This window comes from Acidovorax sp. SUPP950 (genome assembly GCF_030158935.1).
Lineage (GTDB): Bacteria > Pseudomonadota > Gammaproteobacteria > Burkholderiales > Burkholderiaceae_C > Paracidovorax.
The window spans coordinates 840,696-867,421 of the sequence record NZ_BQXE01000001.1 but is presented as its reverse complement, the minus strand read 5'-3'; the positions used below and the strand labels follow the sequence as shown (position 1 = coordinate 867,421).

The window sequence follows — 26,726 nt, the reverse complement described above, 5'->3', positions numbered from 1 at the left end:
TGCGGAGCGCCAGCCACGGCGTGCGGCGCGGAAGCCTTTCCTGTTTTGTTTTTCCCACCGTTTTCGTGGAGTGAATGACCGATGACCCTTGCCGCCAACCCGCCGCTGCCCGCCGTGGCTCCGTTGTCCGATGAGGCCCTGGCCGCGCGCCTGCAGCACCTGCTGGACCACAAGACCAAGCCGCTGGGCGCTCTGGGCCGGCTGGAGTCGCTGGCGCTGCGCATCGGCCGCATCCTGGGCACCGAGGCGCCCGAGCTGCGCCAGCCGCAGATGCTGGTGTGCGCGGCCGACCATGGCCTGGCGGCTCGCGGCGTGTCGGCCTTTCCGAGCGATGTGACCTGGCAGATGGTGGAGAACTTCCTGGCCGGCGGCGCGGCGGTGAGCGTGCTGGCGCGCCAGCACGGACTGGACCTGACCGTGGCCGACTGCGGCGTGGCGCGCGCCATTGCGCCGCGCGACAGCGCGCCGGGCCAGCCCCGCCTGCTCAGCCACTGCCGCGTGGCATCCGGTACGGCCGATGCATCGGTGGGCCCGGCGATGACCGTGGGCCAGTGCGCCCAGGCGGTTGCCAACGGGTGCGAGATCGTGCGCGGCCTGCCTGGCAACGCGCTGTTGCTGGGTGAAATGGGCATCGGCAACACATCGGTCGCCTCGCTGCTGCTGTCGCGCCTGTGCGGCCTGCCGATCGGCGATTGCACGGGCGCGGGCACCGGCCTGGATGCCGAGGGCGTGGCGCGCAAGCGCGCGGTGCTGCAGCAGGCGCTGGAGGCCAATGCCGACGCCATCGAGCCCTTGCAGGCACTGGCCGCGCTGGGCGGGCTGGAGGTGGCCACCCTGGTGGGCGCGGTGCTGCAGGCCGCCAGCGAGCGCCGGGTGATCGTGGTGGACGGCTTCATCACCAGCGCGGCCGTGCTGGTGGCCAGCCGCCTGGCGCCCGCCGTGCTGGAGCGCTGTGTGTTCGCCCACCGATCGGGCGAGCGGGGCCACACGCTGCTGCTGGGCGAATTGCAGGCCGAGCCGCTGCTGGACATGGGCCTGCGGCTGGGCGAGGGCTCGGGCGCTGCGCTGGCCTGGCCCCTGCTGCAATCGGCCTGCGCGGTGCTGCGCGAGATGGCGAGCTTCGAATCGGCGGGGGTCGCCGGCAAGGTGTGACCCGGGCGGCGCGGGTGCCGGAAAGCGTGCCCTGGACTACCGGGCCGCGGGCCGGGCCAGCGCGACGAAGTTCTGCACGAAGGGCGAACGGTCGCCCTCGCGGTGGGCGACGGCCAGGCTCACCAGGGCCGACTGGCTGCTGAGCGACCGGTAAGCCACGCCCTTGAAGGCCAGGTGCCGCATGGAGGCAGGCACCAGTGCCACGCCCAGCTCGGCGGCGACCAGTGCGAGGATCGACACGATCTGCGGCGCCGTGGGGCCCAGTTGCGGCTCGAAGCCCGCCGCGCGGCAGGCCGCCACCGAGGCATCGAACAGGCTGGGGCCGAGCGGCCGGGGCGTGAGGATGAAGGGCTCGCCGCGCAACTTCTGCAGGTCGATGCGCGGGCCTCTGCGCGAGGCGGCGTGGCTGGTCGGCAGCGCCACGATCAGCGGCTCGTCCGGATAGCGGTGAAAGTGCAGGCCCGTGGCGTCCAGGCCGTCCGGGCGCAGGATGGCGATGTCCAGCCGCCCGTCGCGCAGCCGCTCCACCAGCGTGAGGGAGTTGCCCTCGTCGATCCTGAGTTCCACCTGCGCGAATCCGCGGCGGTACGAGCGGATGGCCTGCACGACCACGGAATTGAGCGCGGACGAGCCGGTGAAGCCCAGGTGCAATACGCCCGCCTCGCCGCGCGCCGCCCGCTGCGCTGCGCGCACGGCGTCGAAGGTGCGCGCCGGCAGGCCACCCACGCCGTCCAGGAAAGCGCGGCCCGCGTCGGTGAGCTGCGCGCCGTGCGGCACGCGGTGGAACAGCGGCACGCCCACTTCGGCTTCCAGGTCCTTGATCTGCAGGCTCAGCGGCGGCTGCGCGATGCCCAGGCGCGCCGCGGCGCGGGTGAAGTTGCCTTCCTCGGCCACGGCGATGAAGTAGCGGATGTGGCGCAGTTCCATCGGGTATCTGAAATAGGTATGGTAATGAGACGAATCATATATTGGACATATATGAGGGAAGCGCCTAGATTCCAGCGCTGGCTGCCTTTCGGCGCAGCGCCTTTCCCTTGCCGCCTTGCTCTGCTGTCCATTGTTCGACCCATGCCTTCGTTGACCGCCTCTCCAGACCTCGCCCCGCCTTCCGCCATGCCCTTGGCCGAACCGCCCTCGGCCCGATCCACGCCGCCGGGCACGTCCGCTTCGGGCTGGATCGCGCGCGGCTCCGCGGATTACCGGCGTGCCGCCGCGGCGCTGTTCCTGGCGGGCTTCGCCAGTTTTTCGCTCATCTACTGCGTGCAGCCGCTGCTGCCGGCGTTTGCCCGATCGTTCGGCATCAGCCCCGCGCAGAGCGCCTTGCCGCTGTCGCTGACCACCGGCCTGCTGGCCGTGGCGATCGTGCTGGCGGGGGCGTTTTCGCAGGCGCTGGGGCGGCGCGGGTTGATGTTCGCCTCGATGGCGCTGGCCTCGCTGCTGAACATCGCCGCGGCCATCGTGCCCAGCTGGCATGGTCTGCTGGTGGCCCGCGCGCTGGAAGGGTTGGTGCTGGGCGGCGTGCCGGCCGTGGCCATGGCCTACTTGGCCGAGGAGATCGACCCGCGCCATCTGGCGCACACCATGGGCCTGTATGTGGCGGGCACGGCGTTCGGCGGAATGATGGGGCGCGTGGGCATGGGCGTGCTCACCGAATGGGTGAGCTGGCGCGCCGCGCTGGGCTGCCTGGGCGCGCTGTGCCTGCTGTCGGCCATCGGCTTTCTCGTGCTGCTGCCGCGGTCGCGCCACTTCACGCCCCAGCCCGGGCTGCAGATCCGCTACCACCTTCGGGCCTGGGGCGGCCACCTGCGCCACCGCGGGCTGCTGCGGCTGTTCGCCATCGGCTTTCTGCTGACGAGCATCTTCGTGACACTGTTCAACTACGCCACGTTCCGCCTGTCCGGCGCACCCTACGGCCTCAGCCAGACGCAGATCAGCCTGATGTTCCTGGTGTTCGGCTTCGGCATCGTGTCGTCGTCCGTGGCGGGCCGGCTGGCCGACCGCCTGGGGCGGCGAGGGCTGCTCGCCGCGGGCTTCGCGTTCATGCTGGGCGGCACGCTGCTCACCCTGTCGCCGTCGCTGTGGGGCGTGTTCGCCGGCATCGCGCTGGTGACCACCGGTTTTTTCATCGGCCACTCGATCGCCAGTTCATCCATCGGCCCGCTGGCCGGGCTGACCAAGGGGCACGCGGCATCGCTCTACCTCTGGTTCTACTACATGGGTTCGAGCGTGGTCGGATCGGTGGGCGGATGGTTCTGGCAGCACGGCGGGTGGCCGGCCATCGTGGGGCTGACGGGGGCGCTGGCGGTGCTGGGCATCGGAATGTCGGCGGTGGGGCCGCGGGGGACCGGGGCGAAGGCGTGAACCGGGCGGCGGTGGGCAAGGCGCCGCCGTTTTGCGGCCGGAGCGCTTCAGTTCACGAACCACCGCCCGTTGCCGTCGCTGAGCAGGAAGTACTTGAAGGCGCCCTGCAAGGTGCTGCCGATGCCGTTGCCGCTGAAGCTTGCATTCACGATGGTGTCCGCGCCCGAGGCCTGCAGGATGACCGACGCGCCGTTCTGTGGATCGAGGGTGATGATGGTGAGCGTCTGCCCCGCCACGTTCGCGGGGGGCAGGTTCAGCGTGCTGCCGCCCTGGGCCGCGTAGTAGACCCCTCCTGTCGGGGTGCTGGGCACGGTGGAGCCCGATGTCAGGGTGCCGCCCTGTACGAGCTGCCCGGGCTGCACCCACACGCCGTCCGAGCGCAGGTAGGTTCGGGCCCCGGCGGAGGCACCTCCCTGCAATTTGGACACGCTCACCGCATCGTCGGCCAGCTTGACGTTGGTCACCGCCGAGTCCAGCAGCTTGAGCGTGGAAATCGCTTGGTCGGCCATCTTGCTGGTGGTCACGGTGCCATTCGCCACCTTGCTGGTGGTGATGGCATTCACGGCAATGTTGGCATTGTTGATGCTGAGGTTGGCGATCTTGTTGCCGGTGATGGCGCCGTCCGCGATGGTGAGCACGCCGGCATTGCTCAGGCTCGCGTCTCCCGTCAGCGTGACGGGCGCCTGCGGGCTGAAGGGCGCGGACGACGACGTCAACGTGATCTGCCCACCAGCCGTGCCGTTGGCATAGCCCTCGCCCGTGGCACCTGTCGACCCGGTCGCTCCCGTCGCACCGGCGGCGCCTGTCGGCCCGGTGGCTCCGGTGGCTCCCGTGGCGCCTGCAGCGCCGGCGGTGCCCGCAGGTCCCGTGGCACCCGCAGCGCCGGTGACACCGGTGGCGCCAGTCGCCCCGGTCGCGCCCGTGGCGCCGGTCGGACCGGCCGCCACGCCTGCTGCACAGGGACCCAGGGCGCCCGTCGTGGTTTCAAAGCACAGCACCGTGGCCACGGGTGTGCGCGTGGAGAGGGTGGGCAGAAAGACACCGCCACCATCCTGCACCCGCAGCCCCTCTTGCGTTCCATTGGCGCTGCGCACCACGAAGCCGCCTGCTGAAGGCACGGTGATGCGCACGTCCGCTGCCAACACCAGAGGAGCATGGACCAGGCAAGCGGCAGCGAGGGCGGCATTCAGCAGGGAGAGGCGGATTTTTCTGGAGTGGTTCACAGGTCGTTTCCTGGGTGATCGCGTTGGGCCGAAGGGACGGCCACGTGCCGGTGTGCGGCCGAGGCGCTAGAAATCGGCGCCAGACTATCTTTCGCCGGTGTTTATGTAAATAGGTGTTTCAATCTTGATAGGTACTTGCTTGCACGCGGAATGTGCGTGTGAGGCGTGCTCGCGCGGATGCCGATGAATGGGTCCGCCCCAGGCTGAAACCGTTGGAAGCATGGGCGATGCGGCCGCACGCCATCATGGTTCGGTACCGGTGCACTGGAGTCGCTTGGCGACTGACCTGTCCTCCGGCTTTCTGGTCCATCGCGCCGGCGGTGGTCTCCTCAGCTCACCGGATGCGTTCTGCACGTCAGCCCGCCAGTTGCGCAGTGCAGTGCGGCGCCATCCACCAGGGAAGATCAATGTCAATGGTTCTATGGAAAGTGCGGCACGCGATGCCTTTTTCCCGCAGCGGGCGCAAGGCCGTCCTGGCGGCTCTGGCCTGGGTGGCGTTGTCTTGCGCTTGCCTGGCGCAGGCACAGACGCTGTGGCCCACGCCCCGGCAATGGGATCAGGCGCGAGAACAATCGGCCACCGTCCCCGCATGGCGCAGTGCCATGGCCGCCCAGCGGCGCATCGCCGAAGACGCGATGAAGAGCGAGCCCCGGCCCGTGGCCGTGCTGACCACTGGCGGCCGGCTGCGGGGCGATCCGCTCAAGGCCCAGACCGAAGCGGGCCTGCAGGACATGGACAAGATCCAGGCGCTGGCCATCACCTACCGGGTCGACCACGACCCGCGCCATGCGGCGAAGGCGGGCGACTACCTGCTGCGCTGGGCACAGGTCAACCGACCGACCGGCCAGCCCATCGATGAAACCGGCCTGGAGCCCGCCATCTTCGGGTATCGGCTGGTGCGGGCCGACCTGGACGCTTCCACACGCGGATCGGTCGATGGCTGGATGCGCCGCATCGCCGAAGCCGAGATGGGGTCGCGGGAGATGAAGAAGAAAACCGCCACCAACAACTGGCACAGCCATCGCCTGAAGATCGTCGGCCTCATCGGTTTCGCAATCGGCGATGCACGGCTGATCGCCTACGCGCGGGACGGCCTGCGTGCGCAGATCAACGACAACCTGCTTGCCAGCGGCGAAAGCGTCGATTTCCAGGAGCGCGATGCGCTGTCCTACCACGTGTACGACCTGCGCCCGCTCGTGACGCTGGCGCTGGCCTTCGCGGAGCAGGGCGAGGATTTCTACCACTGGAAGGCGGCGAACGGTGCCTCCATCGCCCACAGCGTGGCGTGGCTGATGCCGTACCTGAGGGGTGAGAAGACGCATGCCGAGTTCGTGGGCAGCGATGTGCGATTCGACAAGGCGCGCTCGGACAATGGCGAGCGGGGCCATGTGGTCGGCAGCCTGTACGAGCCGCGCGACGCACTGCCGCTGCTGTTCTTGGCCGCTGCCTACGACCCCGAGTGCGCCGCCCTGGCGGAGCGGCTCGGCGGGGGGCGCACGAACTGGCGCCTGGCGTTCAGCCGGCTGCCTGCCGCACGCACCCAGGGAGGGTGAGTGGGGCGCCTGAACACCCTGCATGAACGCGGTGGGTCACGCAGGCCAGGGGGCCGTTCAGGGCTTGACCTCCAGCCGCACGCGGCGTCGGTCCGTGCTGACCGTGACCGACAGGCAATCGTCGGCCCACACCGGGCGAAGTGCGTCGGCGTCCGAATGCTCGGCGCGTCCATACGACCGCCCGGCCTGGTCCACCAGTTTCACGTAGCCCGCGCCGTCGCTGTAGTCGTAGAACTCCAGGCTGTAGTCACTCCCGCCGCACACATCGGTGTGCATGAGCTCTGCGGTGTTGAAAGCGCGGGAGGAGAGCAGGGACCCGGCCAGCAGGGCCAGCGGCATGCCCGCGATAAGCAGCAACGCCCATCGCGGCCAGGTCTGCCAAAAGCGGGGCTGGCGGAAGGCCGCGCGGTGGGTGGAGAGTGAAGAGGTGTGGGATTTCATGGGAAGACGATTGGGGGCGCAGCGATCAGGTGCCTGAGCGACGTGGACGCTCTGCCAGCACGAGGCATTGGTGTGGTGGCCTCGACGAAAGTGCGCTGCCATCGCAGCCAGGGGGCTTTTCCCTGTGCATGTCTGGCCATCGGCCGGTTGGCACGAGGTGCGGTGTCTTCCCATGCGTTTGTCATTTTTTCTCCCTGATGGCGTTGTCTTCTTCTGTTCGTCGTTTCAAACGAACGGGCTCAGCGGCTCCGAGCGGCGCATCTTAAAAGTGCTGCTCCGCGAAACCACCGTTTGCAACGCTCTCTTACTTTATTTGCATGAAAATCACGTAACCGGCTGGCAGGTGGCTACGCTGGTGCTTCCAATCGCCAGCCCGGTGCGCTGATCTCCCAAACGCGCGGTTTTTGTATACAAAACGGTGCAAAAACCGTATTCCAGGCTGGCATGGCGTTTGCGTGATGCCCCGGCATGGATGCCACCTCCCACCCCTCGGCCCCCGCCGCCATCGAAATCGTTGCGCTCACCAAGCGCTATGCGCAGGGCAAGCCTGCCGTCGATGGCATCGATCTGCGCATTGCCAGCGGCAGCTACTGCTGCCTGCTGGGGCCTTCGGGCTGCGGCAAGAGCACCACGCTGCGCATGATCGCGGGGCACGAGTCGGTGACCAGTGGCGATGTGCTGCTGGAGAACCGCAACATCACCGATCTGCCGGCGGCCGAGCGGGGCACGGCGATGATGTTCCAGAGCTTCGCCCTCTTTCCCCACCTGTCCGCGCTGGACAACGTGGCGTTCAGCCTCAAGATGAAGGGCGTGGGCAAGGCCGAGCGGCAGGCGCGCGCGCGGGCGCTGCTGGAGCGCGTGGCGATGGGGCACCTGGCCGACCGCAAGCCGGCGGAGCTGTCGGGCGGGCAGCAGCAGCGCGTGGCGCTGGCGCGCGCCCTCATCACCGAGCCGCGCGTGCTGCTGCTGGACGAGCCGCTGTCCGCGCTCGACCCGTTCCTGCGCATCCAGATGCGCGCCGAGCTGCGGCGCTGGCAAAAGGAGCTGGGGCTGACCTTCATCCACGTGACCCATTCGCAGGAAGAGGCCATGGCCCTGGCCGACACGATGGTGGTGATGAACCATGGCCGCATCGAGCAGGTGGGCTCGCCGCACACGGTCTACAACCGGCCCGCGAGCGAATTCGTGGCGCGCTTCATGGGCGGGCACAACGTGATCGCCACACCGTCCGGCCCGGTGGGCGTGCGCACCGACCACCTGCAGATCGCCGCGGTGGGCGAGGCGCTGCCGGCCGGGTCGAGCCACATCGGCGCGGTGGTGACCGATGTGGAGTACCAGGGCACCTACGTGCTGCTGGGCCTGCAGGACGAGGGCGCCGTGGTGTCGTCCAGCACCACCGCCGCTTATTCCGTGATGGTGTCTGAAGACGCCTACGCCGCCCGGCCTTACCAGGTGGGCGATGCGGTGCGCTTGCACTGGCGGCCTGAGCGCGCGCATCCGCTGCAGGCGCCGTCCACACCGGCCTCGGCAGGTGCCGCCGTCGCGGTGCCGGCCTGAGGCGCTGCAGGCCGGCAGCCGCAACGCACCGGGCGTCGCGGCTCCTGCCTCCGTTGGTCGACAAAAGATTTCCCTTTCCCCCTGTCCCTTCGTTCAACCTAGGAGCTTTCCATGTCCGATGCGTCTTCCGAATCCCTCGCTGCCCCGTCGTCCGCCGTGCAGCGCCGCTCGCTGCTCAAGGGCACGGCCGGCATCCTGGCCGCCGGCATGTTCCCGGCCATCCATGCGCAGGAGAAGATCGTGCTGCGCTACCTGGGCACGGCGGTGAACCAGGACAAGGCCATCGCTGAAAAATTCAAGGCCGACACGGGCATCGAGATCCAGTACGTGGCCGTGACCACGGACGACGTGACCAAGCGCGCCGTCACCGCGCCCAACAGCTTCGACCTGATCGACACCGAGTACTTCTCGCTCAAGAAGATCGTGCCCACGGGCAACCTCAAGGGCATCGACACCAAGCGCATCAAGAATGCCGACAAGATCACCCCGCTGTTCACCACGGGCATGGTGGGCGGCAAGGCGGTGGGCGAGCAGGGCACCGCGCCCAAGAAGGTGATCTACCTCGAAGGCGAAAAGAGCAAGGTGTTCGCCAAGAGCCCGACGCAGTTCATGAGCCTGATTCCCACCGTGTACAACGCCGACACGCTGGGCATCCGCCCCGACCTGATCAAGCGCCCCATCGATTCCTGGGCCGAGCTGCTGAACCCCGAGTTCAAGGGCAAGACGGCCATCCTGAACATTCCTTCCATCGGCATCATGGATGCGGCGATGGTGGTCGAGGCCATGGGCCTGTACAAGTACCCCGACAAGGGCAACATGACCAAGAAGGAGATCGACCTCACGATCAAGACCCTGATCGAAGCCAAGCGCGCCGGCCAGTTCCGCGCGCTGTGGAAGGACTTCAACGAGTCGGTCAACCTGATGGCCTCGGGCGAGGTGGTGATCCAGTCCATGTGGAGCCCGGCCGTGACGGCGGTGCGCACCAAGGGCATCGCCTGCAACTTCCAGCCGCTCAAGGAGGGCTACCGCGCCTGGGCGGCGGGCTTCGGGCTGCCGGCCACGCTGTCGGGCAAGAAGCTGGACGGCGCGTACGAGTTCATCAACTGGTTCCTCGACGGCTGGGCCGGCGCGTACCTGAACCGCCAGGGCTACTACAGCGCCGTGCTGGAGACCGCCAAGGCCAAGATGGAAGCCTACGAGTGGGCCTACTGGATGGAAGGCAAGCCCGCCGCGCAGGACATCAAGAGCCCGAACGGCGACCTGCTGGCCAAGGCCGGCAGCGTGCGCGACGGCGGCAGCTACGAGTCGCGCATGGGCGGCATCGCCTGCTGGAACGCGCTAATGGACGAGAACAACTACATGGTTCAGAAATGGAATGAATTCGTCGCGGCCTGACCGATGAACCCGGGCGGCACCCGCTGCCCGGGTTCACCGATCGGCCAGTCTCGCAAGCCCTTTCCTTCAGCACGTTCCACCGCACCATGAGCCCTCCTTCGACCTCCCATACCGCCGCCGTGGCCGCCGCGCCCGGCCGCGGCATCGCGGCCTGGTGGCAGGCTGCGCCGTTCACCGCGGTGTTCGTGCTGTTCTTTCTCGTCCCGCTCGGGCTCATCCTGATGGTGAGCTTCTGGGACTTCAACGAATACGAGCTGCTGCCCGGCTTCACCTTCAAGAACTACCTGTCGGTGTTCGAGGGCTGCGGCAATACGGCCGACCTGTGCACCACGTTGCGCACCTACCTGTCCACCCTCAAGTTCAGCCTGCTGGTGTGGGGCATCACGCTGGTGCTGGGCTTCGCGGTGGCGTACTTCCTGGCCTTCCACGTGCGCTCGCCGGGCATGCAGACGCTGCTGTTCGTGCTGTGCACCATCCCGTTCTGGACCTCCAACGTGATCCGCATGATCTCGTGGGTGCCGCTGCTGGGGCGCAACGGGCTGGTGAACCAGACACTGATCGACCTGCACCTGATCCAGACCCCGATCGAGTGGCTGCTGTTCTCCGATTTTTCCGTGGTGCTGGCCTTCGTGCACCTGTACACCATGTTCATGATCGTGCCCATCTTCAACAGCATGATGCGCATCGACCGCAGCCTGCTGGAGGCCGCAAGCGACTCCGGCGCCTCGGGCTGGCAGACGCTGTGGAACGTGATCGTGCCCCTGTCGCGCACCGGGATCATCATCGGCTCGATCTTCGTCATCACCATCGTCATGGGCGACTTCGTCACCATCGGCGTGATGGGTGGGCAGCAGATCGCCTCGGTGGGCAAGATCATCCAGGTGCAGACCTCGTACCTGCAGTTTCCGCTGGCGGCGGCCAATGCCGTGATCCTGCTGGCCGTCGTGCTGATGATCATCTACGGCCTCACGCGGCTGGTGGACATCCGCAAGGAGCTTTGAGCCATGGCCGTTCACGCACGCACATCCTTTTGCGCAGTGCCCCGCCCAGGCACCGCCCCGTTCGTCTTTCCCATGGCATGGAGGCCCTTTCCATGAACAAAACCCGCCTGCGCGAGCCGCGCCCGCTCAGCTTCTGGCTGCTGGCGATGGTGTTCGTTCTGTTCGTGCTGTTCATGTACGGGCCCATGCTGGTCATCTTCGTGCTGAGCTTCCAGGGCCCCGAAGGCGGGCTGACCTTTCCGATGCGCGGCCTGTCGCTGCACTGGTTCCGCCAGCTGGCCGAGGGGCTGGGCGTGGTGGACATCGGCGCGGCGCTGCGGCGTTCGCTCGCCCTCGGGCTGGCCGTGATGGCGTGCACCGTGGTGCTGTCGGTGCTGGCGGGCCTGGCCTTTCGCAAGCGGCTGGCAGGCGGCAACACGCTGTTCTTCGTGGTGGTGGCCAGCCTCATCATGCCGTCCATCATCGTGTCGCTGGGCATCGGGCTGGAGTTCCGCCTGATCGATACCGCCATCAAGGCGGTGCTGGGCTGGCTGGGCCTGCAGGAGACGCTGGAGGGCTTCGGCACCTCGCTGGGCCTGTTCACCTCGGCCCTGGGCGCGCACCTCACGTGGACGCTGCCGTTCGGCCTGCTCATCATGTTCGCGGTGTTCAACCGCTTCAACCCGGCCTACGAAGAGGCGGCGCGGGACCTGGGCGCCACGCCGTGGCAGGGCTTCGCGCACGTGGTGCTGCCGCTGGTGGCGCCGTCGGTGGTGGGCATCGGCATGTTCGGCTTCACGCTGAGCTGGGACGAGATCGCCCGCACCTCGCAGGCCATCGGCGACGTGAACACGCTGCCGCTGGAACTGCAGGGGCTGACATCGACCGTGACCACGCCGTCGATCTACGCGCTGGGCACGCTGACCACGGTGGTTTCTTTCGTGGTGATGGGGCTCACCCTGGCGCTGGTGTGGCTGCTCGGGCGCGGTCGCCGCGCGGGGGCCGCCCGATGAAGCCTCCCGCACCCGCCGGCCGCGCCCCCCGTGCGGCGGCCGCGCCGCGCCGCAGGGCCGCGTCCCCGCGCACCGCCGCGCTGCCTGCGACCGATGCCGACGACGGCCTGCTGAGCGACAACGACATGTACGAGCGCATGGTCTCGGCCATCCTGGACCATCGCCTGCCGCCCGGCACCAAGCTGGTGGAAGACAAGCTGGCCATGGCCTTCGGCGTATCGCGCACCCGCGTGCGGCCGGTGCTGGTGCGCCTGGCGGGCGAGCAGGTGGTCACCCTCACGCCGCGCCGTGGCGCCTCCATCGCCCAGCCCACGGTGCAGGAGGCGCGCGAGGTGTTCGAGGCGCGCCGCCTGATCGAGCCGCGCCTGGTGTCGCTCTTCGTGGAGACGGCCACCGCGCAGGACGTGGCCTGGCTGGTGCAGAGCGTGGCCGACGAGGAGGCCTCGCGCCAGGCGGGCGACATGCGCCGGGCGATCCGGCTGTCGGGGGACTTTCACCTGCACATCGCGCAGGCGGCCGGCCACCAGACGCTGGGGCGCATCCTGCGCGAGCTGGTGTCGCGCACATCGCTCATCCTCATGACCTACAGCCCCAGCCATGTGCAGGCCCGCGAAGAGGCCACGGCCTGCGGCTGCCGCGAGCACCGCGCGCTGATCGACGCGATCCGCCTGCGCGATGCGGGCGAGGCCGCGCGGCGCATGCTCGACCACCTGGCGCGCATCGAATCGCAGCTCGAATTCACGCCCCCTCAGGACGCGGCGCCGGATCTGGTGCAACTGCTGGGTGCGGGCCGCGCGGCCTGACGCGCCGCGCACCCGGACAACAAGGCAACGCATGCGCCAACTGCTCGTCATCAACCCCAACACCTCGGCCAGCGTGAGCGCCTTGCTGCAGCGCCATGTGCAGGCCGCCGCCGGATCGCACGTGCAGGTGCGAACGGCCACGGCCCGGTTCGGCGCGCCCTACATCGCCTGCGAGGCCAGCTACGCGGTGGCCTCTCATGCGGCGCTGGACGCCTGGGCCGCTGCGCTGGCGGACGGCGGCCGCGCGCCCGATGCGGTGCTGGTCGGCTGTTTCGGAGATCCGGGCCTGATGGCGCTGCGCGAGAGCAGCCCGGTGCCGGTGACCGGGCTGGCCGAGGCCTCTTTCATCACGGCGGCGCGGCAAGGGCGCTTCGGCATCGTCACCGGCGGCGAGCGCTGGGGCCCGATGCTGCAGCGCCTGGCACAGGCACTGGGGCATGCGCCCATGCTGGCGGGCATCCACACGGTGGCACCCACCGGCGCGCAACTGGCCGCGGACCCTGCGGCGGCGCGGGCGCTGCTCGCCCAGGCCTGCCGCGACGTGGTGCGGCAGATGGGCGTGCAGGCCGTCATCCTCGGGGGCGCGGGCCTGGCCGGCATGGCCGGCGCGATCCAGCCCGAGGTGGGCGTGCCGGTGATCGACAGCGTGGTGGCCGGCGCGCAATGGGCGCTGCGCACGCCCGCGTTGCCGAGCGAGCGCACGCAGCCCCGGTGCGACGTGGCCTGGGAGCGGGTGTCGCCCGAGCTGGCGGCGCTGGGGCTGGCACCGCGCCCACCTGACGGAGCCGCAGCGGCCTGAAAAAAGCGCAGGCCCCGGCCCGCTGCGCAGCCAGCATGCCGCGCGTCGGGCCGGAGCCTGGCCTTCAGGGCCGATTCTTCAAGGCAGCGGCGTGAGCGTGATCCGGCCGTAGTTCAGTTGCGACCGGCGCGGCGTCGCGCCGTTGCTGTCCACCGGCACCAGCGTGACGGTGACGGCCTTGTCCCGCGCGATCAGGCGGGCCGTCTCCTCGTCGATCACGAACGAATAGCGGATACCGGCCTGGTGGTGCGCCGCATGCCCCGCCGTGTTCGCGGGCGTGGTCTTGGCCACGCTGGAGATCATTCCCACGAAGTTGGGCGACTCGGTGGTGGTGCTGGCGTTGGCGTTGGGCAGATTCACGTACACCTTGGCGCTCACGCTGCGGTCGGGCGGGGTGGTCACGTCGTCGATGTGCAGCAGGTACAGCCGCGACGACTGGTTGGCCGCCAGCGCGGCGAGCGGCTTGCGAAAGCCTTCCGGCAGCGCGGCCTTGTGCGTGACGGGCGCGGTGCCCAGGTTGCGCTTTTGCGGCGCGGCCAGCACCACCAGCGGCTGCGCGGGATGCGCCAGGGCCGCGTTCTCGGCCGGTGCCGGCTGGCTGGCGCCTGCCGTCCGCACGGCGCTGCGCAGGGGCTTCGGGGGCGTGGCCAGGGAGTCGTACACGTAGCCCAGGTTTTCGGAGTTGACGACGTCGCTGACCTTCATGGAGGTCCACACGCCGTTTTCGTCGTAGAAGTTCCAGGCGTGGCCGTTCCAGTCCGCATCCGGCGGGTTGGTGTGCGAGGGGTCGACCGCCACCCAGCTGCTCCACATGCGGTCCACGTTGGAATGGTGGGCGAAGAAGACCGGGTCACGGGCGGCCGTGGAGAGCACGCCCATGTCGGAGCCGTAGTTGGGCGCCTGGCTGCCATCGGTGCCCGTCCACACGTGCACGTGGTTGTGGGGAATGGTCTCCAGCGTGCCGGGGCTGCCGCCGCCGATGGCCGTGTTGACCCCGCCGAACAAGGCGTAGGTGGGCGAGTTCAGCACGATGGACATGGCCTTCGGGCCCACGAAGGCGGCAGGGATCCGGGCCCCCGGCTTCACGTTGGCGGGGTTGCGCAGCGGGTCGTACAGGGCGCTGCCGGCGCTGGCGTAGATCTGCGGGAAGGTCTGGGTCGAGGGGCTCTGGGTGCTCCAGTCCCAGTACGGCAGGCGCAGGTCGGGGTCGCCCGAGGCCTTGACCAGGGCGCGCTCCAGGAAGAACAGGTAGGCGCGGTGCCATGGCGGGAACCACCAGCTCGAATGGATTTCCTCGCCCTGCTGGCCGTCGGTGCCGCCGCCGCAGGCCCAGCAGTGCACGTAGCTCTGGCGCAGCCAGCCGGTGGGGCTGTTGGGGTTCTGGGCGGTGATGTCGCGCAGCCCTTGCCAGCCCTTGGTGAGGCTGGCGATCTCGGCGTCGGTCAGGGCGAAGGCGCTCTTGCGTGGCTTGACGGCGATCTTGCCGCCCTGGAAGGGCGTCGCCGGGCCGGGCGGCGGGGGCGGGGCGCAGTTCTGCGGGTTGTCGGCCGGGTTCTGCGCCCAGGCGGCACTGTGCTGCAGGCTCCACAACGAAAAGCCGGCGGTCAGGCTGGCCAGGTGCTGCAGGGCTTGCCTGCGGGAAGTATGGGAATGGCTCATGCCGCGGTCCTCCGAATTGATTTTTTGCCGTGGCGCGGGTCAGGGCCCGTGCCACGGCGATCAATGTACGCGGGGGAGGGCGGCCCGCGAAGGCGCGGGCGAAGGGCTGCAAGGGGTGCTGGCGCGACCTGATGGCGGCGCCAAGTCCTTGTCGGGAATGGATTTTTTGCGCTGCAGCGCACCGGGTTTCGCGGCTGGCGAGGCCACTGGCCGGCACCTTAAAAGTTCTGAATTCGGTGGCCCAGGCACTCGGCGGCAGGGCGCGGGGCGATGCGGGGGGCGGTGCGGCCCGGCCGATGCGGCCGGGCCGGCCCCGTCAATGGTCGTGGTGCAGATAGCTCGCCTGGCGCGGCAGGCGCAGGCTGACCACGAACGCCAGCACCATCATGCCGGTCACGTACCAGAAGAACACCGTCTCATGGCCGATGGATTTGAGCCCCAGCGCGACGTATTCGGCCGAGCCGCCGAAGATCGCGTTGGCCACCGCGTAGGCCAGGCCCACGCCCAGTGCGCGCACCTCGGGCGGGAACATCTCGGCCTTCACGATGCCGCTGATGGAGGTGTAGAAGCTCACGATGCCCAGGGCCAGCGCGATCAGCACGAAGGCGACGTAGGGGCTGGTCGTGTGCTGCAGCGCCGTGAGAATGGGCACCGTGCACAGCGCGCCCAGCGCGCCGAACAGCAGCATGTTGTTGCGCCGGCCGATGCGGTCCGACAGCGCCCCGAACAGCGGCTGCATGCACATGTACACGAACAGCGCGCACGTCATCACATAGCTGGTGGTCTTGATGGGCAGGCCCACCGTGTTCACCAGGTATTTCTGCATGTAGGTGGTGAACGTGTAGAAGATCAGCGAGCCGCCGGCCGTGTAGCCCAGCACGGTGAAGAAGGCCGCCTTGTGGTGGCGGAACAGCCCGCCCATGGTGCCGGCCTCCTTGTTCTGCTTGGCGGCGTCGGTCTGCGTCTCGTGCAGGGTGCGGCGCAGCAGCAGCGCGACCACGGCCGATATGGCGCCGATCACGAACGGAATGCGCCAGCCCCAGGCCTTCAGCTCGGCCTCGCTCAGCAGCGTCTCCAGGATCACGATGACCAGCACCGCCAGCAGCTGCCCGCCGATCAGCGTCACGTACTGGAACGAGGAGAAGAAGCCGCGCTGGCCGCGCAGCGCCACCTCGCTCATGTAGGTGGCGGTGGTGCCGTATTCGCCGCCCACCGACAGCCCCTGGAACAGTCGGCACATCAGCAGCAGGAAGGGCGCCCAGGCGCCGATGGCGGCATAGGTGGGCAGGCCGGCGATGACGAGGGAGCCCGCGCACATCATGGTGACCGAGATCAGCATCGAGGTCTTGCGCCCGTACTTGTCCGCGATGCGCCCGAACAGCCACCCGCCGATGGGCCGCATGAGAAAGCCCGCGGCGAACACGCCGGCGGTGTTCAGCAACTGGGCGGTGGGGTCCGATTTGGGGAAGAAGGCCGGCGCGAAGTACAGCGCCGAGAAGGCATACACGTAGAAGTCGAACCATTCGACGAGGTTGCCCGACGAGGCCGCCATGATGGAGAAGACGCGGTGGCGCTTCTCCTCGGCGGTGTAGGCGCGGGGCGCGGGCGCGTCGGCGTCGGCCGCGGTAGGGACGGGTGCAGTCATGGAAGACGGGCCTTTCTGGTCCGCATGCGCGGCATGCAGGGTGTGTTGTTGTGGCAGGCCGCATTGTCGTCGGGACTACGAAGTCCTGGCTGTCAGCCAAATCCGGCATCGCGCGCCACCGGCCTATTGAAAACCGCGCTTTCGCTCCTAGATGCAGCCCGGGAATCGCTCCGCCATTGCGGCGGCTGCGCTCTCCTTCCTCTGCAAAACCAACGCATACAGCGCAGCGGCAACCCGGATCGGCTCCGCGCCGGCCCGCCAGCCTGTTGGAGGCCGGCGGCCCGTGCACGCGGCGCCGGCCGACCGTCTCTCCCCTTTGACGCCTTTTCGTTTTTGCCACCCGAGGAATACCGAACCATGCAACCCGAACACACCCGCGCCGTGATGGCCATCAGCCTGATGGCGGCCTTTGCCGACGAACACAAGGACGAGCGCGAGCGCGAACACCTGCGCCAGCTGGCCGAGTCGCTCAGCGCCGGCACCGGCCTGGACCTGATGAAGCTCTACCAGGACGTGCTGCTGCAGCGCGTGCGCATCGAGGACGCGGCCCAGGCGCTGGACACGCCGGCGCTGCGCCAGCTGGCCTACGAAATGGCCGTGGGCGTGTGCGATGCCGACGGTGTGTGCAATGCCCAGGAAAAGGCCTTTCTGCAACGCCTGGGCGCGGCCCTGCAGATGGCGCCGGACGAAGCCGCCGCCGTGGTGCGCGAGGCCGACGCACTGGCGGCTGCGCCGCTGCGCGATGCACCCGTTGATTCGCAAGGCGCATCGCAGGTTTGGGCCGAGCCTGCCGCGGTGGCCGTGGCGGGGGCGGGTGCCGCCGCGGCGGTGGCGGCGGGCACCGCGCCCGTCTCCGCCCCGGTACCGGCGCTGGCACCAGTGCCAGCGCCGGTGCCGGGTGGCGCGCCGGCGCCGGCCGTCGATCCCCATGCGGCCGAGATCGACTCCATGGTGCTGAATGCCTCCATCCTGAACGGGGCGCTGGAGCTGCTGCCGCAGTCGCTGGCCTCCATGGCGATCATTCCGCTGCAGACGCGGCTGGTCTACCGCATCGGCAAGCTGTACGGCTACGAGCTGGACAAGGGCCACATCACCGACTTTCTCGCCACGGTGGGCGTGGGCCTCACCTCGCAGTACGTGGAGCAGTTCGGCCGCAAGCTGGTGGGCGGGCTGCTGGGCAAGGTGATGGGCGGCATGGGCCGCGCGGTGGGCAGCGCCGCCACGGGCTCGGCGTTCTCGTTCGCCACCACGTACGCGCTGGGCAAGGTGGCGCAGCGCTACTACGCCGGGGGCCGCACGCTGGGCAAGGACGCGCTCAAATCCTCCTTCTCGCGCACGGTGGACGAGGCGCGCAACCTGCAGCAGCGCTACGCGCCGCAGATCCAGCAACGTGCGCAGGGCCTCGATGTGGGCAAGCTGCTGCGCGAACTGCGCGCCTGATCCGGCGGCGCGCGGTGCCGGCCGTGGGGTGAATCCGCCACCCACGGGCGCTAGGGCGTGGTGCTATGAAAAATATAGCTATATGCCCTAGTATCAATTGTGCTGGAGGCACTTTTAATGCCCAGCCGTCCTGTCACGGCGGCGGGGTCTTGGGCTGGTAGTCGCAGTACGGCGCCACCACGCATTCCCAGCAGCGCGGCTTGCGCGCCTGGCACACGTAGCGGCCCAGCAGGATCAGCCAGTGGTGCGAGTCCACCGCATAGGCCGCAGGAACACGCTTCATGAGCTGCAGCTCCACCGCCAGCGGGTTCTTGCCGGGCGCGAGGCCCGTGCGGTTGCTGACGCGGAAGATGTGCGTGTCCACCGCCATGGTGGGCTGGCCGAACGCCACGTTCAGCACCACGTTGGCCGTCTTGCGGCCCACGCCGGGCAGGGCCTCCAGCGCCTCGCGGGTGCGGGGCACCACGCCGCCGTGCTGCTCCACCAGGATGCGGCAGGTGGCCATCAGGTGCCGTGCCTTGCTGCGGTACAGCCCGATGGTCTTGATGTAGCCCTCTAGCCCTTCCAGCCCGAGGTCGAGGATGGCCTGCGGCGTGCCTGCCACCGGAAAGAGCTTGCGCGTGGCCTTGTTCACGCCCACGTCGGTGGCCTGGGCCGAGAGCAGCACCGCGGCCAGCAGCTCGAACACCGTGGTGTATTCCAGCTCCGTGTTGGGCATGGGGTTGGCGGCCTTCAGGGCGGCGAAGAAGGGTTCGATCTGCGCGGTCTTCATGGTGGGAATGTCGTTGTGGGCACGCGGGGAGCCGCATTGTCCCGCAGCCGGCCGCCCGGGCGCCTGCCGGCCCGGCGGCGGGCCGCCGCCCGGGCCGGTTGACGGGGAATTGACAGGCGCCGGCGCATTTTTTACGGCGTTTTTATGCCGGCGTTCCTAGACTGGGGCCATGTTCCACCCGCAGCCCGCCACCGCCCGCCGGCACCCCTCCGGCCCCGTGGCGGCGACTCGCCCCATGCCGCATTCCTGCGCTTTTCCGACCCTTCACCGCGTGGCCCTGGAGGCCCGGCCGCCGGCCGACAGCGACATCGTCGTGCTGCCGCTGCGCCTCTTTCATACCGACGTGCTGGAAGGGCGCCGCTCGCTGCACCGCATCCTCGGCCCGCGCGTGCAGGGCTACCGCATCGACGTGGATGCGGCCCGGCACTGCATCCGCATCGAGATGAACGTGCGCCGCGGCGAACTGGCCGCGTGCCTGCGGCTGCTGACGGCCGGCATGCCCTGCGCGGAATTCGGCCGCATCGCCCGGCCCACCCACTGGATGCACTGAGAACCTGTTCGATGCACGACGTTGCCCTGCACCTCTTTCTGGCCCTGCTCGTGGTCTTCCTGCCGCTCGGCGGCGCCTGGTGCCTGCTGTACTGGATGGAGCGCCCGGCCCCGCGCGCGGACAGCGGGCGCGATCATGAATAAGGCCCGGCCCCGTGCCACGCCCGGGCGGGCGATCGATGCCGGCGTGCCTGCCGATGCCCGTGCGCTGGAGGCGATCGAGCGCGCCTCGTTCCTGGGAGACCGCATCTCGCTGCCGAGCTGGCGGCGCCTGCTGCGCAGCCGTTCGGCCCGCGTGATGGTGGCGCGGCCGGCGGCGGGCGCGGCCCCGGGCGGCGGCGCGCTGCTGGGCGCCTGCGTGGTCCTGCGCCGCCGGGGCACCTCGGTGGCGCGGCTGTATTCCATCGCCGTTGCGCCCCAGGCGCGCCACGGCGGCATCGCCAGTGCGTTCCTGGCCGAGGCGCTGGACTGCGCGCGCCATTGGGGCTGCGCCCTGCTGCGCCTGGAGAGCCGGGCCGAGAACGTGGCCGCCCACCGGCTGTTCCAGCGCTTCGGGTTCGTGGCGGTGGGCCGCGCGCCCGGCTACTACGCGGACGGCGCGGATGCGATCCGCTTCGAGAAGGACGTGTTCGACGGCCACCGCCGGGACCGGCTGATGCTGCCGGGGGCCCGGCACTACGGACAGACACTGGACTTCACCTGCGGCCCATGCGCGCTGCTGATCGCCATGTCGGCCCTGGCGCCGGACACCGTGCTGGACCAGGCCGCCGAGATCCGCCTGTGGCGCGAGGCGACCACGGTGTTCATGGCCGCGGGCCATGGCGGCTGCGGCCCGTTCGGCCTAGCCTGCGCCGCCCTGCGCCGTGGCTTCGGTGTGGCGGTGTACGCCGCCGCGGGCTCGTCGCTCTTCATGGACAGCGTGCGCGAGCCCCACAAGAAGCGCGTGATCCAGCGCGTGGAGGACGATTTCCGCGCCGAACTGGTCGCGCATGGCGCGCCGGTGTTCGCGCTGCCCGTCTCGCCCGAGGGCGTGATCGAGCAGTTGCGCCACGGGCATGTGCCCATCGTGCTCATCAGCCTGTGGCGCCTGCACCGCGAAAAGGCGCCGCACTGGGTCGTCATCACCGGCTTCGACGGCACGGTCTTCCGGGTGCTGGACCCGATGGCCCGTTCGGGCGAGGGCGACGGCGGCGTGTCGGTGAGCCTGTCCGAATTCAAGAAGATGGCCCGCTACGGGCGCCGCCGCCGGACAGCGGCCGTCATCCTGTCCAGAAAGCCTTGAAGTGACTTCAGAACATGTGATCGTGGTGGAAAGACGCTCGGATTTCCGCTGGAGCGACCCCGGGGTGCGCATCGTCACCGCGGAGGCGTTCATCGCCGAAGAGCCGCGCCTCCGAGCGCGTGCGCGCAAGGTCACCAATCTGTGCCGCAACTACAGCTACCTGGGCATGGGCTACTACTGCTCGCTGCTGGCCGAAGCGCGGGGCGACCGGGTCACGCCCAGCGTCGAGACCATCGTGGCACTGCAGCGCGGCAAGCAGCAGGCGGCCTCGCTGGCCGCGCTGGACCGCCTGATCGGTCCGCTGGACAGCGTGCCGCAGTCCGTCAGCTCGCTCACCCTGCACGTGTTCTTCGGACTGGCGGAGGACGCGGAACTGACCGCCCTTGCGCGCAAGAGCTTCGAGCTGTTCCGCTGCCCGCTGCTGCAGTTGCAGCTGCAGCGGCGCGAGCCATCGCCCGGCTGGCACGTCGCCGCGCTGCAATCGCTGGATCCGCGCGATGTGGATGCCCACCGCGACGGCCTGTTCGACGAGGCCCTGGCGCATTTCACGCGCCGCCACTGGCGCCCCGCCGCGCCGGTGGCCGCGCCGCGCATGGACCTGGCCATCCTGCACGACCCCAACGACCCGCTGCCGCCGTCCAGCCGCCGCACGCTGCAGAAGATCGTGGACGTGGGCCACGGCATGGGCATCGCGGTCGAACTGATCGAGAAGAAGGATTTCTCGCGCCTGACCCAGTTCGATGCGCTCTTCATCCGCGAGACCACGGCGGTCAACCACCACACCTTCCAGTTCGCCAAGAAAGCCGCGGCCGAGGGCATGCCGGTGATCGACGATCCGGTGTCCATCCTGCGATGCACCAACAAGGCGTACCTGGCCGAGCTGCTCAAGGGCCACGGCATCGCCACGCCGCGCACGCACCTCGTGAGCCGCCGCACGCTGGGCGATCTGCCGCGGGGCCTGGCCTACCCGGTGGTGGTGAAGGTGCCGGACGGCTCGTTCAGCCGCAGCGTGAAGAAGGCCGAGAACGCCGAGGCGCTGCACGCCATTGCGCGCGAAATGCTCCGCGAGTCCGGGATCATCCTGCTGCAGGAATTCATGTACACCGACTTCGACTGGCGCATCGGCCTGGTGGGCGGGGAGCCCCTGTTCGCAGCGAAGTACTACATGTGCGAAGGCCACTGGCAGATCCTGCGGCACGGCGAAGACGGCGGGTACGTGGAGGGCCGCACCCAGGCCGTGTCCCTGGATGCCGTGCCGCCGCCGGTGCTGCAGGCCGCCACGCGCGCGGCGCGGCTGGTCGGCAACGGCTTTTACGGCGTGGACCTCAAGTGCAATGCGGCCGGCGCCCATGTGATCGAGATCAACGACAACCCGAACCTGGATGCCGGCGTGGAGGATGCGCTGGTGGGCGATGCGCTGTACCGCACGCTGCTGGGCCATCTGCTCGCGCGCATGGACTGGCGGCTGAACCGGGAGGGCGATGCGTCCCCCTGCAGCGGGCCGGCGCCGCGGCATCCGGCCGCCTGCCAGGGGACGGCGCGGTGGTCCGAGCCCGCCGGCACCGGTGCGGCCGTGCCCGCGCGGTAGGACGCGGCAGGGCCCGCTGCCCCGCAAAACTCCGGCCAAACCCCGGCCCGGCACAGGGCAAGCCGGGGCGGCGAAAATCCCCGAAGACCGGCCGTGCCGGCCCGGACCGCCATCCCTCAAGGAACCCATGCCCGAATCCACGCCGCCCATCGCAACGCCCGCCCACGATCCCGCGCAGGATGAAGACCCCCACCAGTGGCTCGAAGCGGTGGACAGCGAACGCGCCCTGGCCTGGGTGCGCGAGCGCAATGCGCATTCCGAGGCGGTGCTGACGGCCCGGCCCGAATATGCCCCCACGCGCGAGCAGTTGCTGGACATCATGGACGCCAAGGACCGCATTCCCAGCGTGGTGCGGCGTGGCGACTGGCTCTACAACCTGTGGCAGGACGGGCACCACCGCCGCGGGCTGTGGCGGCGCACCACGCTGGCCGGGTACCGCGCGCCCGAACCCGCGTGGGAAACGGTGCTCGACCTGGATGCCCTCGCCCTGGCCGAGGACGAGAACTGGGTCTGGGGCGGGGCCGAGGTGCTGGGCCCGGAGTACCGCCACGCCCTGGTGTCGCTCTCGCGCGGCGGGGCCGATGCCACGGTGATCCGCGAGTTCGACCTGGTGTCGCGGCAGTTCGTCGAAGCGGGTTTCGCCCTGCCTGAGGCCAAGTCGGACGTGACCTGGATCGACGCCGAGACGGTCTACGTGAGCACCGATTTCGGCGAGGGCTCTCTGACCGAATCGGGCTACCCCCGCATCGTCAAGCGCTGGCGGCGCGGCACGCCGCTGGCCAGCGCGGTCACGGTGTTCGAGGGCGAGGCGTCGGACGTGGGCGTGGGGGTGGGCGTGGACCGCACGCCGGGCTTCGAGCGCACCGTGTTCACCCGCATGATCGACTTCTACCGCCACGAGGTCTGGCTGACCGAGGGGCCTGCCGAAGCGCCGGATGCCGCCCCCGTGCGGCTGGACGTGCCGGACGACGCCATTCCCGACTTCGTGCGCGGCACGCTGCTCCTGGAACTGCGCAGCGACCTGGTGCTGGGGGAGGCGCACTTCGCCGCCGGCTCGCTGCTGCATGCCGACGCGGCGGCCTGGCTGCGTGGCGAGCGCCGGGCTGCGGCGCTGTTCACCCCCACGGCCACGCGCTCGCTGGCCGGCTACGACACCACGCGCGACCACGTGCTGCTGCAGGTGATGGACAACGTGGCCGAGCGGCTGGAGCTGTGGCACCGGCCCGGGGGCGAGGGCGTTCCCTTCGTCGGCCGCGCGGTGGACACGCCGTTCCCCGGCCAACTGGGCGTGACGGCCCTGTACGACCCGCTGCTGGCCGACGACCCGCTGGCCGAGCATTACCTGCTGTCGTACACCGACTTCACCACGCCCGCCTCGCTGTTCCTGGCCAGCACCGCCGATGACGAGCGCGAGTTGCTCAAGGCCGGGCCGGCGCGCTTCGATGCCGAAGGCATGCGCACCGAGCAGTGCTTCGCCACCTCGGCCGACGGCACGCGCGTGCCGTATTTCGTGCTGTGGCCGCGCGGCGCGCAGGCCGATGGCGGCAACCCCACGCTGATCTACGGCTACGGCGGCTTCGAGCATGCGCTCACGCCCTGGTACGCCGCCGACTACGGCCGGGCCTGGTGCGAGCAGGGCGGCGTGCTGGTGGTGGCCAACCTGCGCGGCGGCGGCGAGTACGGCCCGGCGTGGCACCAAGCGGCGGTGCGCGAACACAAGCAGCGCAGCTACGACGACCTGATCGCCATCGCACAGGACCTGATCGCGCGCGGCGTGACCCGGCCCGCGCACCTGGGCATCCAGGGCGGCAGCAATGGCGGGCTGCTGGTGGGCGCGGTGATGGTGCAGCGGCCCGACCTGTTCAACGCGGTGGTCTGCCAGGTGCCGCTGCTGGACATGCGGCGCTATCACACGCTGCTGGCGGGCGCGTCGTGGATGGCCGAGTACGGCGATCCGGACGACCCGGCCGACTGGGCCTTCATCGCGCGCTACAGCCCCTACCACCAGGTGCGGGCCGATGCGCGCTATCCCCGGGTGCTGTTCACCACCTCGACACGCGACGACCGGGTGCACCCCGGCCACGCGCGCAAGATGGCCGCGCGCATGCTGGCGCAGGGGCACGACCTGCTGTACTACGAGAACACCGAAGGCGGCCACGGCGGCGCGGCCGACAACGCGCAGCGCGCCCACCTGCTGGCGCTGGAGTTCGCCTACCTGTGGCAGCAGCTGGGCCCGCGGCCTGCGGCGGCCAACGCCGCCCGCTGAATGCCGTGTCGGCCGCAGCGGCGCAGCATTTCGCCACCGGGGCCGGGGCGGCACGCCGCGGCCCCGGCGCGCCGGCCGCGTGCACTGGCACCACACGCAGGAAAACGCCACGCCGATTTGGCGACAATCGCATCCAGAAAGTGAGACCCCGACCATGCCCCTGCAATTCGCCGACCGACTGAACAACGTAGAGACCTCCGCCATCCGCGAGCTTTTCAAGCTGCTGGGCAAGCCCGGCATCATCAGCTTTGCCGGGGGATTTCCGGACAGCGCGATGTTCGATGTGGACGGCATCCGCGAGGCCTCCAATAAGGCCCTGGCCGAGGAGCCGGGCGCGGCCCTGCAGTACGGCGCCACCGAGGGCTACAACCCCCTGCGCGAGCAACTGGCCGCCTTCATGGTCAGCAAGGGCGCCAGGGACGTGGCGACCGACAACCTCATCGTCACCACCGGCAGCCAGCAGGCGCTGGACCTGCTGGGCAAGACGCTCATCAGCCCCGGCGACAAGGTGATCGTGGAAGGCCCGACCTTCCTGGCCACCATCCAGTGCTTTCGCCTCTATGGCGCCGAGCTGATCAGCGCGCCGGTCGATGGCGAAGGCGTGGACACCGACGCGCTGGAAAAGCTCATCGCCGAGCACCGCCCCAAGTTCGTCTACCTTATCCCCACCTTCGGCAACCCCAGCGGCGCGCTGCTGAGCCTGGAGCGCCGCCGAAAGGTGCTGGAGATGGCCGCCCGCCACCAGACGCTGATCGTCGAGGACGACCCCTACGGCGACCTGTACTTCGGCGAGGCGCCGCCGCCCAGCCTGCTGGCGCTGTCGGCCGACGTGCCCGGCAGCCGCGACCTGCTGGTGCACTGCGGCAGCCTGAGCAAGGTGCTGAGCCCCGGCCTGCGCGTGGGCTGGCTCATCGCGCCGGCCGAGCTGCTGGCCAAGGCCACCATGTGCAAGCAGTTCAGCGACGCGCACACCAGCACCTTCGCGCAGGCCACGGCCGCGCAGTACCTCAAGGCCGGCCGCATGCCCGCCACGCTGGCCAAGGTGCGCGCGGTGTATGCCGAGCGCGCCCAGGCCATGGGCGATGCGCTGCGCAAGGAACTGGGCGATGCCATCGCGTTCGTGCAGCCGCAGGGCGGCCTGTTCGTCTGGGCGCGCCTCACCGGCGCGCGCGGCCAGGTGGCCGACGGCAACGTGCTGGCCAAGAAGGCCATCGAGCAGGGCGTGGCCTTCGTGCCCGGCACGCCGTTCTTCTGCGCGCAGCCCGACCACGCCACGCTGCGCCTGTCGTTCGCCACGGCCGATGTGGACAAGATCCGCGAGGGCGTGGCCCGGCTGGGCCAGGCAGTGCGCGCCTGACCGGCCGGCTGCGGACCGGCGCGGCGCCCGCTGGCGCTGCCCTGACCACCCCGAGGGCGCCATGGCGCCCTTTTTTCATGGCCGCACCGGTCAGGCCTGCAGGGACACCAGCCCGCGCACGGCCATGTAGAGGCCCAACAGCCCCAGGCCGATGAAAAAGCAGGCCTTGAACCGTGCCGGCGACAGGCGCCCCCGCAGCCACTGGCCGGCCGCCATGCCGATGACGGCGGGCACCAGCAGCACCATGGACGACAGAGCCGCCGCGCCCGGGTACGCCCCGTTGGCCGCCAGCCCGGCGCCCAGCACCAGGGTGGAGACGGTGAACGACAGGCCCATGGCCTGCACGAGCTCGTCCCGCGCCAGGCCCAGCGACTGCAGGTAGGGCACCGCCGGCACCACGAACACGCCGGTGGCGGCCGTGACCAGGCCCGTTGCCACGCCCACGGCCGGCCCCAGCCAACGTTCGGCGCGCGCCGGTACCTGCAGCGGGGCGCCGCGCAGGCCCCAGGCGGCGTACAGGACCAGCACGGTGCCCAGCGCCACCGCCGCCCCCTGGCCGGCGGGCGCGCCGATCCACGCCGCCCCCGCGAGCGTGCCCGCGCACACGCCCAGCTGCATGCCGCCCAGCCGGCGCACCATCGGCCCCAGACCCGACAGGGGCCGCAGCTGCAGCACATTGGTCACGAGCGAAGGCACCACCAGCAAGGCCGCCGCCTGGGCGGGGGGCATGACCAGGGCCAGGAGCGCCATCGCGACGGTCGGCAGTCCCAGGCCCACCACGCCCTTGACGCACCCGGCGAGCAGGAAGACGGCCGTGGCCGCGAGGAAGGCGGTGGGGGTGAGCGATGCGGTCATGCCGTGGATTGTTGGAGGCGCCCGTCGGCGCGGCAA

Annotated in this window: 24 protein-coding genes; 17 read left to right on the top strand and 7 right to left on the bottom strand. The window is 69.8% G+C overall.

Annotation, left to right across the window (positions count from 1 at the left end; all coding sequences use genetic code 11):
* The first annotated feature begins 81 nt into the window (after positions 1-81).
* Entirely contained in the window at positions 82-1,152 is a 1,071-nt protein-coding gene (gene cobT, locus AVME950_RS04155) for a nicotinate-nucleotide--dimethylbenzimidazole phosphoribosyltransferase (RefSeq protein ID WP_284428855.1), read from the top strand.
* A gap of 36 nt (positions 1,153-1,188) precedes the next feature.
* Here the strand turns inward: cobT and AVME950_RS04150 are convergent, their stop codons facing one another.
* A complete protein-coding gene (locus tag AVME950_RS04150; RefSeq protein WP_284428854.1) occupies positions 1,189-2,079 on the bottom strand; it encodes a LysR family transcriptional regulator in 891 nt (296 codons plus the stop codon).
* Between the two features lie 186 nt (positions 2,080-2,265).
* On the opposite strand from AVME950_RS04150, the gene AVME950_RS04145 reads away from it, so the two are divergent.
* Complete coding sequence (locus AVME950_RS04145; RefSeq protein ID WP_502869377.1) at positions 2,266-3,513, top strand: MFS transporter; 1,248 nt, start codon at positions 2,266-2,268, stop codon at positions 3,511-3,513.
* Between the two features lie 47 nt (positions 3,514-3,560).
* Here AVME950_RS04145 and AVME950_RS04140 read toward each other — a convergent pair whose 3' ends face one another.
* Positions 3,561-4,736 carry a hypothetical protein gene (locus tag AVME950_RS04140; protein ID WP_284428852.1) on the bottom strand — a complete coding sequence of 392 codons (1,176 nt, stop codon included), beginning with the start codon at positions 4,734-4,736 and terminating at the stop codon, positions 3,561-3,563.
* 440 nt (positions 4,737-5,176) lie between these two features.
* Between AVME950_RS04140 and AVME950_RS04135 the strand changes: the two genes are divergently transcribed.
* Positions 5,177-6,289 carry an alginate lyase family protein gene (locus AVME950_RS04135; RefSeq protein ID WP_284428851.1) on the top strand — a complete coding sequence of 371 codons (1,113 nt, stop codon included), beginning with the start codon at positions 5,177-5,179 and terminating at the stop codon, positions 6,287-6,289.
* Between the two features lie 57 nt (positions 6,290-6,346).
* Here AVME950_RS04135 and AVME950_RS04130 read toward each other — a convergent pair whose 3' ends face one another.
* A complete protein-coding gene (locus tag AVME950_RS04130) occupies positions 6,347-6,730 on the bottom strand; it encodes a hypothetical protein (RefSeq protein WP_284428850.1) in 384 nt (127 codons plus the stop codon).
* A 172-nt stretch (positions 6,731-6,902) separates the two neighbouring features.
* On the opposite strand from AVME950_RS04130, the gene AVME950_RS04125 reads away from it, so the two are divergent.
* The 7 genes from AVME950_RS04125 to AVME950_RS04095 all read left to right on the top strand — a co-directional run bounded on the left by AVME950_RS04125 (position 6,903) and on the right by AVME950_RS04095 (position 13,277).
* Complete coding sequence (locus AVME950_RS04125) at positions 6,903-7,115, top strand: hypothetical protein (RefSeq protein ID WP_284428849.1); 213 nt, start codon at positions 6,903-6,905, stop codon at positions 7,113-7,115.
* Between the two features lie 83 nt (positions 7,116-7,198).
* The gene (locus AVME950_RS04120; RefSeq protein ID WP_284428848.1) at positions 7,199-8,287 is read left to right on the top strand and encodes an ABC transporter ATP-binding protein; all 1,089 of its coding nucleotides are present in this window, start codon (positions 7,199-7,201) and stop codon (positions 8,285-8,287) included.
* Between the two features lie 111 nt (positions 8,288-8,398).
* Positions 8,399-9,682, top strand: a complete 1,284-nt coding sequence (locus AVME950_RS04115; protein WP_272564121.1) for an ABC transporter substrate-binding protein — start codon at positions 8,399-8,401, stop codon at positions 9,680-9,682.
* A gap of 86 nt (positions 9,683-9,768) precedes the next feature.
* On the top strand, positions 9,769-10,683 hold the full coding sequence (locus AVME950_RS04110) for an ABC transporter permease (protein ID WP_272548276.1): 915 nt from the start codon (positions 9,769-9,771) through the stop codon (positions 10,681-10,683).
* 92 nt (positions 10,684-10,775) lie between these two features.
* Positions 10,776-11,675: an ABC transporter permease gene (locus AVME950_RS04105; protein WP_272564119.1), complete on the top strand. Its 900-nt coding sequence runs from the start codon at positions 10,776-10,778 to the stop codon at positions 11,673-11,675.
* The gene (locus AVME950_RS04100; protein ID WP_372588155.1) at positions 11,672-12,478 is read left to right on the top strand and encodes a GntR family transcriptional regulator; all 807 of its coding nucleotides are present in this window, start codon (positions 11,672-11,674) and stop codon (positions 12,476-12,478) included. Before AVME950_RS04105 ends, AVME950_RS04100 begins: the two co-directional genes overlap by 4 nt.
* A 31-nt stretch (positions 12,479-12,509) precedes the next feature.
* Positions 12,510-13,277, top strand: a complete 768-nt coding sequence (locus AVME950_RS04095; protein ID WP_284428847.1) for an aspartate/glutamate racemase family protein — start codon at positions 12,510-12,512, stop codon at positions 13,275-13,277.
* Between the two features lie 78 nt (positions 13,278-13,355).
* On the opposite strand, the gene AVME950_RS04090 is transcribed toward AVME950_RS04095, so the two are convergent.
* Positions 13,356-14,936 carry a tyrosinase family protein gene (locus AVME950_RS04090; RefSeq protein ID WP_284428846.1) on the bottom strand — a complete coding sequence of 527 codons (1,581 nt, stop codon included), beginning with the start codon at positions 14,934-14,936 and terminating at the stop codon, positions 13,356-13,358.
* Positions 14,937-15,252: 316 nt separating this feature from the next.
* Entirely contained in the window at positions 15,253-16,581 is a 1,329-nt protein-coding gene (locus AVME950_RS04085; RefSeq protein ID WP_284428845.1) for an MFS family transporter, read from the bottom strand.
* A gap of 357 nt (positions 16,582-16,938) precedes the next feature.
* On the opposite strand from AVME950_RS04085, the gene AVME950_RS04080 reads away from it, so the two are divergent.
* The gene (locus AVME950_RS04080) at positions 16,939-18,021 is read left to right on the top strand and encodes a YcjF family protein (RefSeq protein WP_284428844.1); all 1,083 of its coding nucleotides are present in this window, start codon (positions 16,939-16,941) and stop codon (positions 18,019-18,021) included.
* 133 nt (positions 18,022-18,154) lie between these two features.
* Here the strand turns inward: AVME950_RS04080 and nth are convergent, their stop codons facing one another.
* Positions 18,155-18,793, bottom strand: a complete 639-nt coding sequence (nth, locus tag AVME950_RS04075) for an endonuclease III (RefSeq protein ID WP_272564115.1) — start codon at positions 18,791-18,793, stop codon at positions 18,155-18,157.
* Between the two features lie 169 nt (positions 18,794-18,962).
* On the opposite strand from nth, the gene AVME950_RS04070 reads away from it, so the two are divergent.
* The 6 genes from AVME950_RS04070 to AVME950_RS04045 all read left to right on the top strand — a co-directional run bounded on the left by AVME950_RS04070 (position 18,963) and on the right by AVME950_RS04045 (position 25,835).
* Positions 18,963-19,343 carry a hypothetical protein gene (locus AVME950_RS04070; protein ID WP_284399342.1) on the top strand — a complete coding sequence of 127 codons (381 nt, stop codon included), beginning with the start codon at positions 18,963-18,965 and terminating at the stop codon, positions 19,341-19,343.
* A gap of 11 nt (positions 19,344-19,354) precedes the next feature.
* Positions 19,355-19,486 (top strand): hypothetical protein, encoded by a 132-nt coding sequence (locus AVME950_RS04065; RefSeq protein ID WP_284428843.1) that lies wholly within the window; start codon positions 19,355-19,357, stop codon positions 19,484-19,486.
* Positions 19,479-20,624 (top strand): GNAT family N-acetyltransferase/peptidase C39 family protein, encoded by a 1,146-nt coding sequence (locus tag AVME950_RS04060; protein WP_284428842.1) that lies wholly within the window; start codon positions 19,479-19,481, stop codon positions 20,622-20,624. Before AVME950_RS04065 ends, AVME950_RS04060 begins: the two co-directional genes overlap by 8 nt.
* 1 nt (position 20,625) lies before the next feature.
* The gene (locus AVME950_RS04055) at positions 20,626-22,212 is read left to right on the top strand and encodes a RimK family ATP-grasp domain-containing protein (RefSeq protein ID WP_284428841.1); all 1,587 of its coding nucleotides are present in this window, start codon (positions 20,626-20,628) and stop codon (positions 22,210-22,212) included.
* A gap of 127 nt (positions 22,213-22,339) precedes the next feature.
* A complete protein-coding gene (locus AVME950_RS04050) occupies positions 22,340-24,478 on the top strand; it encodes a prolyl oligopeptidase family serine peptidase (protein WP_284428840.1) in 2,139 nt (712 codons plus the stop codon).
* A 160-nt stretch (positions 24,479-24,638) separates the two neighbouring features.
* The gene (locus AVME950_RS04045) at positions 24,639-25,835 is read left to right on the top strand and encodes an aminotransferase-like domain-containing protein (protein WP_284429566.1); all 1,197 of its coding nucleotides are present in this window, start codon (positions 24,639-24,641) and stop codon (positions 25,833-25,835) included.
* Positions 25,836-25,925: 90 nt separating this feature from the next.
* On the opposite strand, the gene AVME950_RS04040 is transcribed toward AVME950_RS04045, so the two are convergent.
* The gene (locus AVME950_RS04040; RefSeq protein WP_284428839.1) at positions 25,926-26,690 is read right to left on the bottom strand and encodes a sulfite exporter TauE/SafE family protein; all 765 of its coding nucleotides are present in this window, start codon (positions 26,688-26,690) and stop codon (positions 25,926-25,928) included.
* Positions 26,691-26,726: the final 36 nt, after the last annotated feature.